The organism is Paracidovorax sp., from assembly GCF_057642795.1.
Window position 1 is genome coordinate 1 of the sequence record NZ_JBXYZY010000027.1, and the last position, 14,167, is coordinate 14,167.

At 65.9% G+C, this 14,167-nt stretch carries 12 protein-coding genes; 3 read left to right on the forward strand and 9 right to left on the reverse strand.

The window, feature by feature from the left end:
* The first annotated feature begins 230 nt into the window (after window positions 1-230).
* The 3 genes from AC3A84_RS09400 to AC3A84_RS09410 are packed head-to-tail and all read left to right on the forward strand — an operon-like array spanning window position 231 to window position 3,626.
* Window positions 231-1,607 carry a PDDEXK-like family protein gene (locus tag AC3A84_RS09400; RefSeq protein ID WP_487969693.1) on the forward strand — a complete coding sequence of 459 codons (1,377 nt, stop codon included), beginning with the start codon at window positions 231-233 and terminating at the stop codon, window positions 1,605-1,607.
* 31 nt (window positions 1,608-1,638) lie between these two features.
* Window positions 1,639-1,842: a hypothetical protein gene (locus tag AC3A84_RS09405; RefSeq protein WP_054258138.1), complete on the forward strand. Its 204-nt coding sequence runs from the start codon at window positions 1,639-1,641 to the stop codon at window positions 1,840-1,842.
* 41 nt (window positions 1,843-1,883) lie between these two features.
* Window positions 1,884-3,626 (forward strand): DUF2779 domain-containing protein, encoded by a 1,743-nt coding sequence (locus AC3A84_RS09410; protein WP_487969360.1) that lies wholly within the window; start codon window positions 1,884-1,886, stop codon window positions 3,624-3,626.
* 88 nt (window positions 3,627-3,714) lie between these two features.
* On the opposite strand, the gene AC3A84_RS09415 is transcribed toward AC3A84_RS09410, so the two are convergent.
* From AC3A84_RS09415 to AC3A84_RS09455, 9 genes are all read right to left on the reverse strand, one after another.
* Window positions 3,715-5,154 carry an aldehyde dehydrogenase family protein gene (locus AC3A84_RS09415; RefSeq protein WP_487969362.1) on the reverse strand — a complete coding sequence of 480 codons (1,440 nt, stop codon included), beginning with the start codon at window positions 5,152-5,154 and terminating at the stop codon, window positions 3,715-3,717.
* Window positions 5,155-5,165: 11 nt separating this feature from the next.
* The gene (locus AC3A84_RS09420) at window positions 5,166-6,065 is read right to left on the reverse strand and encodes an SDR family NAD(P)-dependent oxidoreductase (RefSeq protein WP_487969364.1); all 900 of its coding nucleotides are present in this window, start codon (window positions 6,063-6,065) and stop codon (window positions 5,166-5,168) included.
* Entirely contained in the window at window positions 6,058-7,482 is a 1,425-nt protein-coding gene (locus AC3A84_RS09425) for a flavin-containing monooxygenase (protein WP_487969366.1), read from the reverse strand. The genes AC3A84_RS09420 and AC3A84_RS09425 overlap by 8 nt, the downstream gene beginning before the upstream one ends.
* A gap of 38 nt (window positions 7,483-7,520) precedes the next feature.
* Window positions 7,521-8,729: an MFS transporter gene (locus tag AC3A84_RS09430; protein WP_487969368.1), complete on the reverse strand. Its 1,209-nt coding sequence runs from the start codon at window positions 8,727-8,729 to the stop codon at window positions 7,521-7,523.
* Between the two features lie 78 nt (window positions 8,730-8,807).
* Entirely contained in the window at window positions 8,808-9,446 is a 639-nt protein-coding gene (locus AC3A84_RS09435; RefSeq protein WP_487969369.1) for a hypothetical protein, read from the reverse strand.
* A gap of 4 nt (window positions 9,447-9,450) precedes the next feature.
* Complete coding sequence (locus AC3A84_RS09440) at window positions 9,451-10,941, reverse strand: aspartate aminotransferase family protein (protein WP_487969371.1); 1,491 nt, start codon at window positions 10,939-10,941, stop codon at window positions 9,451-9,453.
* Between the two features lie 64 nt (window positions 10,942-11,005).
* On the reverse strand, window positions 11,006-11,662 hold the full coding sequence (locus tag AC3A84_RS09445) for a class II aldolase/adducin family protein (protein ID WP_487969373.1): 657 nt from the start codon (window positions 11,660-11,662) through the stop codon (window positions 11,006-11,008).
* On the reverse strand, window positions 11,659-13,260 hold the full coding sequence (locus AC3A84_RS09450) for a xylulokinase (RefSeq protein WP_487969375.1): 1,602 nt from the start codon (window positions 13,258-13,260) through the stop codon (window positions 11,659-11,661). The genes AC3A84_RS09445 and AC3A84_RS09450 overlap by 4 nt, the downstream gene beginning before the upstream one ends.
* Before the next feature lies 1 nt (window position 13,261).
* Complete coding sequence (locus AC3A84_RS09455; RefSeq protein WP_487969377.1) at window positions 13,262-14,143, reverse strand: TorF family putative porin; 882 nt, start codon at window positions 14,141-14,143, stop codon at window positions 13,262-13,264.
* Window positions 14,144-14,167 lie beyond the last annotated feature (24 nt).

Genomic DNA, 14,167 nt, shown 5'->3' on the forward strand with positions numbered 1-14,167 from the left:
TGATACTTCGCCGGCGGAGTTCGAGAGACGCCATTCCCAACGGCTCAAAAGTGTCTAGGGAATCCGGGGCGATTCAGGATTTTGTCGCAAGGCGCTGGCATTGAAGTTATGGAACCCATGGCTTTGCGTGAAGAGATCGCGCAATCGCTGCGAGACGCCTGCAAGCGGTATGACACCCCTGTAAAACCAGAAAGCCTGCAATGATGCCCCCCTTAAACCCTGACTTGCCGATGAGCAATAGTCCACAGCGCCACTCAGTGCAGGCGCTCCTGCACGAAGTCATAGCGCTGCATGGACGTCAGCAAGCACAAGAGACCCGCAGAGCGCGCGAACTGCTGCAGCACCCTCTTGTGCATGATTGGGTGCTGACCGAAAAGGTTCGGCGGCGGCTGACCAGTGAGCGCCACAACATCTTTGAGGCACTGGGCGTTGCCCACAAAGAAAACTACCACTCCCGCTTTATTGGCTATCTCTTCAACCCGATCGGTGAACATGACCAAGGCGATGTTTTTTTGCGCGCCCTGCTGCAATGGCTGGTGCCGCACCCAGCTCTGACGCCAAATAGTCGCAACTCGATCAACGCCTATCTAAGCCCCTTAGCTGTTCGCAGAACCCAGGCCCGCATCACCACAGAGCTGGATACCGGGAGAGACGGGCGCATCGACTTGGTGGTCGAACTGCCGAGCGGCACCACGATCGCCATAGAGAACAAGGTGTATGCGGGCGAACAAAAAGATCAATTGAGCAGGTACTGGCAGTGGCTGCGGTCCCCGCGCCCGTTGGGCACTGCAGAAAACTCTGCGCTTATTTTTCTGACCCCTGACGGTAGAGCGGGGACCACCTCGGCAGCGCAAGACGCGGTGGTGCGCATGTCCTATGCAGACCTAGCCCATGTGCTGGAGCAAGGAGCTGCAGCCTGTCCCGCTACTGCCAGCCCGCTCACCCAGTCGGTATCCCAATACACCCATCTGTGCCGCAACATCGCTATAGGAAGCTCGACCATGACCAAGCCCAATACCGATATCCAAAAATTGCTGGATGACCCCGTGCAGCTTGAAGCAGCACTGATGCTGGCACAGCAGGTGGAGGAGAAAAGGAAAGCCATTCAGAAAAATTTTGCTCAACATGTCGTCGATGGCCTGAATCAAAAGCTACGGGAAAACGGCCTTTATCAGAAGCCATGGGGTGCCAGCTTGGAAACTGACCAAGGTCTCATCGTTGGCATCGGTATAGATGGTGCCTTCGGCAACCACAGCAGATGTGTGGCGGAAGCGTGGGAAGGCACTCTGATTGTGGGGTGGCGCAAGGCGTATGCAAATCAAGACTTTGCCAACGACGCTTTGCGCATTGAAATGGCGCAGAAGCTGGCAGGCAAGTCGGACCGTTGGTGGCTATGCTGGACAACCTTTGGCGGGCCCGCCAGGGAAATAGGCTCCGCCGTAGCTGGATCGGCCGAGGGACTCCTTTTTCTCCACGAAGATAACCTTGACTCCACGCATCCGACTGCCCAGCACTTGGCGCAGGAGCTTTGGAACTTCTTCGAGCCCTTTCAAGAACGGATGAGCGAGTCGTACCGCAGTTCAGATGACGCGTCTTCTAACGGTTAAATCCGACTTGTGACGAAAGAACCGAAGCTCTATGACCTACGCAGCAAAGATCGAAGGCACCAACGTGAAGATCGTTGAAATCCGCACCAACAGTACCAAGCGCACGTTTGGCTGTGCAAGCTACAAGGGAGCCAAGTCGGTCAACATCACCGGCGATCTAGCGGCAGTGACCTGCGGCGATGGCAAGGTGCGTGTGTACGACATACGCACAGGCTCGCTCAAACGCACGCTGTAGTAGAGCAAACACGCAGATCAGCACCTACTTGCCGCACAACGATGAATATTCCCGGCCTGTCAAAGTCCCGTATCGCTGCCTGGCGACAGTGCCAGCGCAAGCTATGGCTGCAAGTGCATCGGCCTGATCTGCGGGATGTGTCCGAAGAAGCAGAACGCGGACACCAAATTGGTTATGAAGTCACAGAGGCGGCTCGTTCGCTGTTTCCGAACGGCGTTCTCATTGAGGGTAAAGCCGATTTGCAGTCGGCACTGGACGCAACGCGCCGCGCCATGCAGCAATTCCCCGGCCGCCCTCTGTACGAAGCGACTTTTCAGCACGACAACGTCCTGGTGCAGGCCGATCTCCTGCTGCCTTCGCCCGCAGGCTACCGAATGGTCGAGGTGAAGTCTTCTGCAAGCGTCAAGCCCTACCACCTGGACGACTGCGCCTTGCAAGCTTGGGTGATTCGACAAAACGGCGTTTCGCTCACTACCGTCGAACTCGCCCACATCAACACGGACTTTGTTTACCAAGGCAATGGCGACTACCAAGGGCTGTTGCAGCATGTGCCTTTGGATGCGGAGATTGAGCCCATGGTGGAATGCGTGGTCCAGTGGGTTGATCAAGCACACCTGATACTGCAAGGGGCTGAGCCCGCCACTGTTACTGGTGAGCAATGTGATGCCCCCGTGGAATGCCCCTTCAAATCGCACTGCAGCGTGGCGGCCACAGATGAAGCACCGGAGCCCAGCTACACACTGGACGTGTTTCCGCGCATGCGATCTGCACTCAAAGACGAGTTGCGGGCACAAGGGGTTTCCGACGCTTTGCTGGTGCCCGAGGAGCACCTGAACGACGTTCAGTTGCGCGTACAGGAGTGCAGCCGTACTGGCCAAATGTGGCTGTCCGACGCTGCAGCCAGTGTGTTGGAAGCACTACTCTATCCACGCTATTACCTGGATTTCGAGACTATCAAACTGGCTGTGCCACGCTGGGCGAACACGAGCCCCCACCGCACGCAAGTGCCGTTTCAATGGTCTTGCCACACAGAAGACGAATCAGGGGAGCTGCGGCACGCCATGTTTCTCGACGTGACGGGCGATGACCCGCGCCGCCAATTTGCGCAAACCTTGGTGGAAGTGGTGGGCGACACCGGCCCGATCCTGGTGTATTTCCAAGCGTTTGAGAAAAGCCGTATCGCGGAGTTGGCGGCCTTGTACCCAGACTTGACTGAACGGCTTGAAGCCATCAACGACCGGGTCATTGATTTGCTCCCACTCACGAGGGAGAGTTACTACCACCCTCATATGCGTGGGTCTTGGTCTATCAAAGCGGTGCTGCCTACCGTCGCTCCTGATTTGGACTACGGAGAGATTTCCGTGAGCAACGGCACCGCAGCCCAGACTGCGTATGCCGAAATCGTTCACCCAGCAACCACAGACGCGCGCCGCCAACGGCTGACAGAGGGGCTGCGCAGATATTGCACGCTCGACACTCTGGCGATGGTGCGGCTCGCGCATTTTTTGAGTGACACGACTTCTTGGCGATACTTCCTACCTGACCCACACAAGGATCTAGACATCTTTCCCCTGGGCACACAAGATGACATGTTGGTGCATCAGGCTGCTGAACTGCTGCGAGAGCGGTGCCAAATGGCCGACAACAGAGTGATCACCGATCCTATTGCTTGGCTTCAGAGGAAGTTTAGGACCGCGTATTCGAAAGCGCACACGCTAGTGGCTCAGTTGGAAACGGCCAGGGTGCTGTCCCCCGAAGTTCAACGTACTCAAGTTGATTTTTGAAGTTATCGGCTCTCCACAGATTTAATGGTGTATCGCTCGTCGCCGCCGAGCGGAGCGCGCAGACCTTGAGGCGCTCAGCCTGTCGTGCTCAGACCCTGCGCAGGATCTGCAGCAGCCCTGTGCTGAGCCGGTGCCGCAGTGACGTGTAGGGCGGAAAGAAGAGGCTGAGAGCCGAGAATGCACCAGCGGCCAGGCAGGCGCGTTCATGCGAGAAGGCCTTGAAGCCATGCACGCCGTGCGCGCTACCGATGCCCGATTGGTTGACACCGCCGAACGGCAGGCCGCCATGCGCGTACTGCTGGACGCAGAGGTTCAGGCCCAGGCCGCCCGAGCTCGTCCGCTGGGACACCTGGTGCTGCACGGCGCGATCGAGACTGAAGAGGTAGATCGCCAGCGGCTTGGGCCGAGCATCGATTCGCCCGATGACTTCCTCCAGCGTGTCGAAAGCCTGGAGCGGCAGCACCGGACCGAAGATCTCCTCGGCGCTGATAGCTGCGTCTGGCGGCACATCGCCCAGCAAAGTGGGGGCTACGTAGCGCCGGGCTGCATCGTGCCGGCCACCCGCCAGCAACGTGGCGCCGCGCGAGAGCGCGTCGTCGATCAGCGCACCCAGGCGTTCGGTGTGGCGTTGCGTGACCATGCGGGCCAGGTCGGGGCTGGCCTGTACGGCGTCGTCGGTGGCGCCGTAGCGCTGGGCCAGCAGCTCTCGGCAATGCGCCACGAAGCGGTCCATCACGCTACGGTGGATGAAGGCATGGTCGGGCGCCACGCAGGTCTGGCCGCCGTTGGTGCACTTGCCCCAGAGGATCAGCGCCGCCGCCTGCCGTAGGTCGGCCGTGGCATCGACGATCACGGGCGACTGGCCGCCCAGCTCCAGCGTGATGGAGGTCAGGTGCCGGGCGGCCGCGGCCATCACGATCTTGCCCACGGCGGGCGAGCCGGTGAAGAAGATGTGGTCGAAAGGCAGGGCCAGCAGTTGCTGGGCGGTCTCCACGCCGCCTTGCACCAGGGCAACTTCGGCCGGGTCGAACAGCTCGGCCACCAGCTCGGCCACCACGGCGTTGACGTGGGGCGTGAATTCCGAAGGCTTCAGGATCACCGTGTTGCCCGCCGCGATGGCCGACACCAGCGGGCCCAGCAGCGTGTTCACCGGATAGTTCCACGGGCCGATGATGAGGCAGCGCCCGCGCGGCTGGCAGAGCACCCGCGCGCGCGTGCCCAGCGTGGTGAGCGTGGGGCGCACACGCTGGGGCCGCATCCAGCGCCGCAGGTAGGCGATGGCGTGGCGCGCCTCGTCCACCACCGGCAGCAGCTCGGTCAGGTCCACCTCCACCGGCGGCTTGCGCAGGTCCTGCGCGAAGGCCGCGTAGATCGCCTCGCGGCGCTGCAGCAGGCCGTCGCGCAGCCGGCGCAGCTTGGCCGTGCGTTCTCGCGCCGTTGAGCCGCGCAGCGCGAGCGCTGTCGCCGCCTGGCTGGAGAAGACACGCTGAATCGTCTGTGGATCGGTTTCTTGCGGAAGAGGCACCATGATCGACTCCTTCATGGTTCGGCGTGGCGATCCGCAGTGAGGCGCCAGGCATCTCCCTGGCGCTCGATCAGGCCGCGCTGCTGCAGCGAATCGAGGTAGCGCCTATGCCCCTTGGCGGCGCTGCGCTGCAGCAGCGGGATCAGGCGCGCGAGCCGGTTGGGCACCAGCATGGCCAGGCGCACCAGCCACGATTCGCTGCCGCGCACGTAGCGCTCCAGCACCGGCGCATCGAGCGAGCGCAGGATGCAGGCAGCCACCTCGGCGGCGGTCTGCGGCGGGTCCATGAACTGCAGCTGGTTGCCGCCGGTGATGGCCTCGCGCATCAGCATCGGCGTTTCGGTGGCCGAGGGGTTGACGATGGAAAACTTCACGCCCAGCCGGGCCTCGTCCAGCCCCAGGCACAGCATGGCGCCGCGCAGGCCGAACTTGGAAGCCGAATACACCGTGGTCTCCGGCAGCGGGAACAGCCCGCCCAACGACACGGTAGTGATGACGCGGCCGTCGGTCGCCGCCTGCAGGCGCGGCAGCAGCGCATGGGTAAGCGCCATGGGCATGAGCAGGTTGATCTGCATCTCGCGCACGATGGATTCGATGCTGCGCTGCTCGAAGGGCCGGGTGTCGGTCACTCCGACGTTGTTGACCAGCAGGTCGAGCCGGCCAAACTCCCGGTCCACGCGCTCGGCCAGCTCGGCCAGCGCCCGCGTGTCGCCCAGGTCGGCGCAGTGCGTGAAGGCGCGGGGGCCCAGCGCCTGCGCGGCCCGCTCCAGCGCAGCGGCGTCGATATCCACCAGCAGGCAGGTGATGCCGCGCTCGATCAGCCGCGCGGCCGTGGCCTGGCCGATGCCGCCGGCGCCTCCGGTGAGCAGCGCCACCCAGCCGGAATAGCACTCGACGAGCTGGGGCTCAGACATGCGCGCCCCCCTGTGCTGCCAACTGTTTGCCGGCCCCGCCTTCCGGCGCTGTGTCGGCCGGGTTATGCCGCAGATGTTCGTACATGTGTTCGTCCAGCTCCCTCCAGCCCATGCGGCTGCGCAGCTGGCGCAGGTAATCCTTGGTGGCGTGGGCGTCCAGATACACGGCATGGCGCTCGGAGCCGACAAAGCGGATGCCGCCGGACAGGTCGGGCTGATCCCTCTCGATCAGCGCGTCGAAGCGCTCCGCGCTCGGCGCGCCGTCGCTGTGCGCACGCAGGTAGGAGGCGATCAGGTGGGCCTGAGTGTCGAAGAGCTTGTAGGCGCTGGAGTTGGTCTCCAGATAGCCGATGCCGAACAGGTTGCGGTGCTGGCGGCTGAACATCGACAGGTAGAGTTGCGGGCGCCCGCCCTTCCATGTGAAGTAGTCGGCCGCATAGGGGCAGCTCCAGCGGTAGCCGGTGGCGCAGAGCACCAGGTCGATCGCTTCGCGTGAGCCATCGGCGAACACGACGTGCTGACCGTCCAGGTGCGAGATGTCGGGCCTCACCACGATCTCGCCGTGCTGCAGGTAATGCAGCAGCTGCGAATTGAGCAGAGGGTGGCTCTCGAAGAGCCGGTGGTCGGGCCGGGGCAGGCCGAACCGGGTCACGTCGCCCACCGTCAGACGCAGCAGCGCGCCGAAGAGGGGCCGCGCCAGCCAGAGCGGCAGGTGCGGGCCGGTCTCGGCAAGATGGTCCACCGGCTTGCCCAGCACATGCTTGGGGATGAAGTGGTAGCCCCGTCGCACGCTGATGAAGGCGCGGTCGGCGTGGATGGCAGCGTCGCAGGCAATGTCGGCACCGGAATTGCCCAGCCCCACGACCAACACCCGCTTACCCTTGAAGTCCTCGCCCGCGACGTGGCTCACCGAGTGGCGTACCTCGCCGTCGAAGTGGCCCTTGAAGCTCGGCAGGTTCGGGTCCCAGTTGCAGCCCGTGGCACAGATCAATGCGCGGTAGCGGCGGCGCTCACCGCTGCCCAGGGTGACGGACCAGAGCCCGCCGTCTTCCTTTTCCACACGGGCTACAGGCGTTTCGAAGCGGATGGCTTCGCGCAGCCCGAAGGCCTGCGCAAAGCCGCGCACGTACTGCAGGATCTGCCGGTGCGACGGATAGTCCGGGTAATGCCGGGGCATGGGATAGCCCAGGAAGCCTGAGAGGTCGCGCGAGGAGATGAAGTGCGCCGACTCGTAGATCGGCGAGCCGGGGTTTTCCATATCCCAGATACCTCCGACGTCGCCGTGTCGCTCGAACTGGTCGTAATCCAGCCCCTGGGCCTTGAGCGCGCGTGCTGCGGCCAGACCGCCCGGACCGGCGCCGATCACGCACACGGCGCCACTGCGGTCGATGGGTTGCATGGAAGTGACTGTGTTCATGGCAGGGGTCCCTTTCTCTTGTTCTTTCAGAGTTGCGGTCAATTGCGGTCAGCGCGATCGGGTGGGGTGGAGCGCAGACGTCCAGGGGAACGGCGCCACGGCAGCCGGGCTGGACGCACGAGGGACACCGCCAGCACGGCGGCCGCGCTTGCGAAGCCGGCGCTCAGCAACGGCACGGCGCCGGCGTTCTCGCCCTGCACGATGAACGAGGCCGTAAGCGGCCCGAAGGCGCTGCCCAGCAATTGGGCTGCGGGCACCAGCCCTGCCAGCCGCCCGCTTGGATCAGCACGCAAGGCCAGGCCGATATGGAAAGGCAGCATGAAGAGCCAAACGAAGCCGAATACCGCGCCGGCCGCGGCGAAGTTCTGGGTGCTGCCGGCGGGCAGCTGATGGATGAAGCCCATCACCCCCGCCAGCGTGAGCGAGCAGCCCAGCAGCGCAAGCACCACGGGCAGCTGGCGCACGGCGAGTGTCGCCAGGCTGCCGCCGATCACCTGCATCGCCAAAGAGACGGCCACCAGGGTCTGCGCACCGCGAGCGTCGAAGCCGGCGGCTTTGCCCAGGGGCTCCAGATAGGCCCAGAACGACCCCAGTGCGGCCAGTTGCAGGAATACGACGGCGAGCGGCTGCACCGTGCGCACCGACCAGCGAAAGCCCGTGGCCGAGGGCGGTGGAAGGGGCGCCAGGCGCGCGGGTTGCGCAAAGGACAGCGCGCAGGCCAGCAGCGCCAGCAGGCTCAGCGCCACGAAACTGCCTGCCCAGCCCCAGCGCGGGATGACAGCGTTGGCCAGCACCGCGCCCAGCAGGGCCTGGGCCAGCGTCTGCAACACGAAGAAGATGCCGCCGACGCGGGCAGGGCTGGGCGTGCGCACCACCACGCCCGTGGCGACCCAGATCAGCACGCCTTCGGCCAGGCCCGCCGCAGCGCGCACGGCTGTGAGTCCGCCATCGCCGTGCGCCTGCAGGGTGAGCAGGTCCAGGCCGGCTGCCGCCAGGCCCGCAGCGATCGTGACGGCTCGCAGCCGCGCGATAGGCAACAGCGCGTCGCCAAGCACCACGCCCAGCCCGAGCATGATGATCTCGGCCATGGCGACGATGCCGACGCCCTCCAGGCTGACCCGGCGGGCATCGACAAGTTCGCCCAGCACGATGGGCTGAATGCCCACCATCAGCACGGCGATGGTGCCGACGGCCAGGGCCGCCATCACCTGGGTAGCGTGCATGGACGCATGCGGTCGTGTATTCATGGAGCCCGTCCTTTCTGTGCGGCTGCCGCTGGCGTGGGCGGTGGCGTAACTGGTGATGGGGTTTCGGAACCAGACGGATCAGTAGCCCTTGCTTTCCTCGGGCAGCAGGCCCTGCATGAGCCGTGCCCGTGCGCGCTGCTGGTCTTTGGCGAGCCGCCGATTGGCCACCAGACGCACGATCCAGGGCAAGGGGCGCACGCGCCCTCCTCCGGCCACGGCCAGTACGTAGGCCTTGGCGCACTTCTCAACGAGCTCGGCATTCAGGCCCAGCCGCGTGGGCGTGGCGCCCAGGCAGACCAGGAGCCCATCCACCAGCGCGGCATTGCCCAGGCCCTCCAGCGCGGGCGGCGCGGCGGCCTCGTCCAGCCGGCAGGCGGCCTGCATGGGGCCGATGTGGCGGGCCTGCTCGTCGAACACCTGCGGCAGGCTGCCGCCGAAGTCCGCCAGACAGTGCCCGAACGCTCCGCCGCCCACCGCAGTGGCGCCCACGTCGCCGCGCTGCGCGTAGGCCAGAGCATGCAGTCGGGCGGCCGGTGGCGCGTCGCCCAGGGCCATGCGCTCGGGTGCATTGGCGTGGGCCAGGCCGAACCACATCGCATCGCTGCCGGGAATGCGCAGCGAGAGGCTGGCGCCCCGGCCTTCGAGCAGGCGCTTGGCCTGCAGGCGGTCGCGCAGCCCGGTCCATTGCGCACGCAGGGCCTGTTCGGTGTTCGTCATGGCATCAGACCAGCTTGAAGACATCTTCGAAGCGATTCAGCGCATCGTCGATCACCGCATCGGTGTCGGCGAGGCTGGTGTAGATGCGGCTGCCGGCCAGCGTGATGAGGCCGTGGGCCGTGTAGGCCGCGCCCATTTCCTCCATCATGTGCTTGCGGCGCTTGGCCTCATCCTTGGCTTGGTAGAGCTTCCATAGGCTGCTGGTGTCCAGCAGCAGCACGCCCGAGGTCTGCAGGTGCACGATGGAGCCCATGTTGTAGACCACGTAGGGCAGGCCCAGACGCTGGATGATTTCGTCCAGGCCCCGGCGCAGCCGGTCGCCCGCGCGCCCAGCCACGCCTGCCGCATCGGTGCGGCGGGCCTCCTGCAGCGCGTGGTAGCCGGCCACACACGAAAGCGGGTTGGCCGACAGCGTGCCGCCCACGAAGGCGCGCTTGGCCGTGGTGCCTATGCCGCCCACCAGCATCATCATGATGTCGCGCCGCCCGCCGATGGCGCCGGCCATCGGGTAGCCACCGGTCAGGCACTTGCCCAGCACCGTCAGGTCGGGCTTGACCCCGAAATACGCCTGCGCGCCACCAGGGCCGAGGCGAAAGCCCGTGACCACTTCGTCGAAGATCATCAACGCGCCGAACTCGTCGCAGAGCTTGCGCACCTGGCGGTTGTAGTCGGGGTGCACGGGCCGCGTGCCGCTTTCGGGGCCGAGCGGTTCGAGCAGCACGGCCGCTGTGCCCCCGCGCAGGCGGTTCCATTGCAACGCGCTGCGCAGCGCGTCCAGGTCGTTGGGATTGCATTCCTGCGTGTTGCCGGTCGCGCCGTGCGGGATGCCCACGGCCTCCATGCGGCCGGTCTTGGGCAGGCGCATGCCATAGACCAGCTGGTCGCTCCAGCCGTGGTAGGCGCCGCCCACCTTGATGATGCGTTTCTTGCCGGTATAGGCACGCGCCAGGCGCACAGCGCCCATCACGGCCTCGGTGCCAGAGCCCAGCAGGCGCACCATATCGACCCCGGGCATGTCCTGGCAGACCAGCTCGGCCAGCTTGACCTCGTATTCGTGCAGCAGGCCGGTGACGGGGCCGCAGGAATCGAGCACCTCGTTCACCTTCTGCCGCACCGCCGGGTGGTTGGAACCCAACAGCGTGGGGCCGCCGGCCTGCAGAAAGTCGATGTAGCGGTTGCCATCCACGTCGGTCATGTGAGCGCCCTCGGCCTGTGCGATGGCAAGCGGAAACGGGTGGTTGAATGCCAGGTTGTGCTGCACGCCGCCGGGGATCACGGCCTTGGCCTGCTCGGCCAGCCGGCGCGAGCCCTGGCAGCGCTCGTCGAAATAGCGCATCACCTGCGGCATGTTGCCGGGCCGGATCGGACGCATGGGCTGCTTCACCAGTTCACGGAAACGGCGATAGAGATCGTCCACGTCGGGCCAGGCCGAGATGGCGGGGACTGGTGCTGCGGTGGCCGAGGCGGCGGTGTGGATGGAGGCAAGGTTGCTCATGGCTGGTGCTCGGGAATGTTGGGTGGGAGGGGTGCCGCGGTGGCGTGATGGGTGGATGGGCCGATCAGGTGCCCAGGGCGTCCGCCAGGCGCTGGAAGGCGGGCTGCAGTGCGGGCTGGCGCCGGGCGCGGGCGGCGATGGAGTGCAGCAGCGTCTGGCGGGACAGCGCCTCCAGGTCCTCGACCGCCTGCATGGCCGCCCGGACGTCGGGGCCGCAGCACAGCACGCCGTGGTTGCGCATGAGGTAGGCGTGGGTGTCCGCGCGCAGCGCCCGCGACAGCCGTGAGGAGAGCCAGCCGCTGCCCGAAGGCGCATAGCCCACCACCGGCACGCTGCGGCCCAGGGTGCGCTGCATCGGGCCCGCTGGCACCGCCAGCGGTTTGCCCAGCAACGCGCACGCGCTGGCGACGGGCTGATGGGTGTGGATGCTGGCCGTGGCATCCCGACGGGCGCGCAGGACGCGGGCGTGCAGGCCGCTTTCCACCGATGGCGCGCGGTCACCCGCCACCTGCTGCAGGTCGGCCAGGCGCAGCACACAGACGTCATCGGCGGTCATGCTGAGGTAGTCGGTGGCCGAGGGCGTCACAGCGATGTGCCCGGCGTCGATCCGCAGAGCGATGTTGCCGCCCGTGCCCGAGAAGTAGCCACGCTGCGACAGCTCAAGGCACAGATCGATGACGGTCTGGCGCACGGGCAGAGAGTTGGATGCAGTGACGCTCATGCGACGGCCTCCCGGGCAACGTTGATGCGGTGATAGAGCGGCGCCAGGCGGGTGCGCACCTCCTTGAAGGTTTCGAACTGGTCGCCATAGAGGCGGCGCAGCGCGATGGACGGCACGTACAGGGCGCGCGCGCGTCGTAGGTGGGCCAGATCGTCGAAGGAGAGTGCGCCCAGGCCCACGCCTGCGATGAAGGTGGCGCCGATGGCGTTGGTCTGTATGGGGCTTTCCAGCTGGCGCACAGGCTGGCCCGTCACGTCGGCCATGATCTGGCACCACACGTCCGACTGCGCGCCGCCGCCCACCGCAGTGATCACGCCCGCGTCGCGGCCGATGAGCCGGGCGAAGGGCTCCAACATCCATCGTGTATTGAGCGCCACCCCTTCCAGAAAGGCGCGGAAGATGTCCTCCCGGGTGTGCTCCAGCGACATGTTCAGGAGTCCGGCGCGCAGGCGCGGGTCGTCCACCGGCGTGCGCTCGCCCAGCAGCCATGGCGTGTAGATCAGGCCCCGCGCGCCAGGCGGCACCCGTGCCGCGATGCGGTTGAGCACCTCATAGACAGCCGGGTGCTCCTCGTCGCTGGCCAGTTCGTCGGGATGGTAGAGGATGCGGTCACGCAGGAACGAGAGGTTGGCGCCGGCCGTGGACTGCAGCGCCATCGCCAGGTAACGGCCATCGACGGCGCTCGGGATGGCGCCGATCTTGTGGCGCACATCGGTCTTCATGAAGGGCACATGCGCTCCCAGCCACGACGAGGTGCCCAGGTAGAGGTGGGTCTCGAAGTCGGATACCGCCGCACCCACAGCCACGGCGGAGGTGTCCACCGCGCCGGCGACAACCATCGTCCTGCCGCCCAGGCCGAGCGCCTGCGAGACCTCGGGCAGCAGCGGGCCCAGCACGTCGGTGGAATGCACGATCTCGGGTAGCTTGTCGGCGTCCAGCCCCAGCAGCCTGATGAGCCCGGCGTCGTAGCGCACCCGGTGCGGGTCGCGGTTGTCGGTGATCCACGAAGTGACGGCCGAGTCCTGCGTGGCGCAGAACCTGCCCGAAAGGCGCAGATTCAGGTAATCGAGCACGTTGAGGAACTTGTAAGTCCGCTCGTAGCGAGCCGGGTCTTCATCCCGCAGATAGGCCATGTGCCCCGCGGAATCGCGCCCGGAAAGCGATGGGGCGCCGCCGGTCAGCCGCAGCCAGCGCCAGAGCTTGAGCGGCGCATAGCCTTCGATGTTGAGAACCGCACCCCGCACGCGTCGGGCGATGGCCGCCGCGCCGCGCGCATCCAGCCAGGTGAGTGCCCGCCCGATGGCCCGCCCCTGGGCATCGACGCACACCGTGCCTTCGGTCTGCGTGGAGCAGCACACCGCCACCACGCGCTCACGCATGCCGTCTTCGGCGGCCAGCACCTCCTGCGCGCCCTGGACAAAGGCCTCCCACCAATCGTCGGGAGACTGCTCTGCCTGGGCACCCTGCACGTGCAGCGTTACGGGGCGGAAGGCCCAGGCATGGACGGTGCCGTCCAGGGCCACCAGGGCGCATTTGCAGCCCGAGGTGCCCAGATCCACCGCCAGCACCAGCCGCGTGTCGTTCGAGGGCAGCGCCATGTCAGAAGCTGCGCGAGACCGAGAGCACGAAGCGGTTGCCATCCGTCGCGCGGGGGCGGTCGCCGTCCATCGCGACATAAAGCTCGCGCACACGGGTACGCGTCGTCACCCACTCGGCGGTCCAGTTGAAGCCCCAGTGCTTGTGGGTGATGCCGACGGAGTAGTCGGAAAAGTTGGCCTCCTTGAAGTTGGCGATGCGCTGGTAGCCCGCGTGCAGGTTGAGCGTGGTGGTGGGCGTGAGCGCGTGCTTGTATCCCAGGTCGAACAACCAGCTGCCTCGGGAGTTATGGTCGCCTCGGCCATAACACTCCAGCGCGCGGGTGGGGTCCGGCATCAGCGAAAGCATGGTGCCGCAGACGCCACCGGTGTCGATGCCCCGGTAGGTCTTGGAGATGACGTTCATGATTCGTCCCTCCAGCGCGCCGTAGCCGATCTCCAGCACCGCGAAGGCGCTGTCGTAGCGGGTGCTGCGGATGTCCGTGGGCGTTCCCGTTTCCATGTCGAAACCGTGGGGCGCCTGGAATTTCGCTCCAGGAAACATCTCCGCAGCCAACCCCAGGCCGTAATGCCAGCCATCGGGATTGCCGAAGCGGTATCCCCCGGCCAAGGTGACGGCCAGGCCGGCGCCGTCCAGGAACTGCTTCTTGCTCACGGTGGCGAACTCGGCCAGCCCGACCAGTCCGCTTTCATGTGCCAGCTGCACGCTGAGCTTGGCGCCGGGGCCATTCAGCGAGTCCGAGATGCCGCGCGTTCGCTGATCCGTGGTGAGCTTCACATCGGTGGTGACGGCGTAGCTGGCGAAGTCCTGGGCCGAGCTGGGCACGGCGGCGAAGGCGAGGAGCGACGCAGCGAAGGCGCCGGGAAGGGGGCGGGTTACAGGCACGGGAGACTCCTTGGTGGGGGCGAA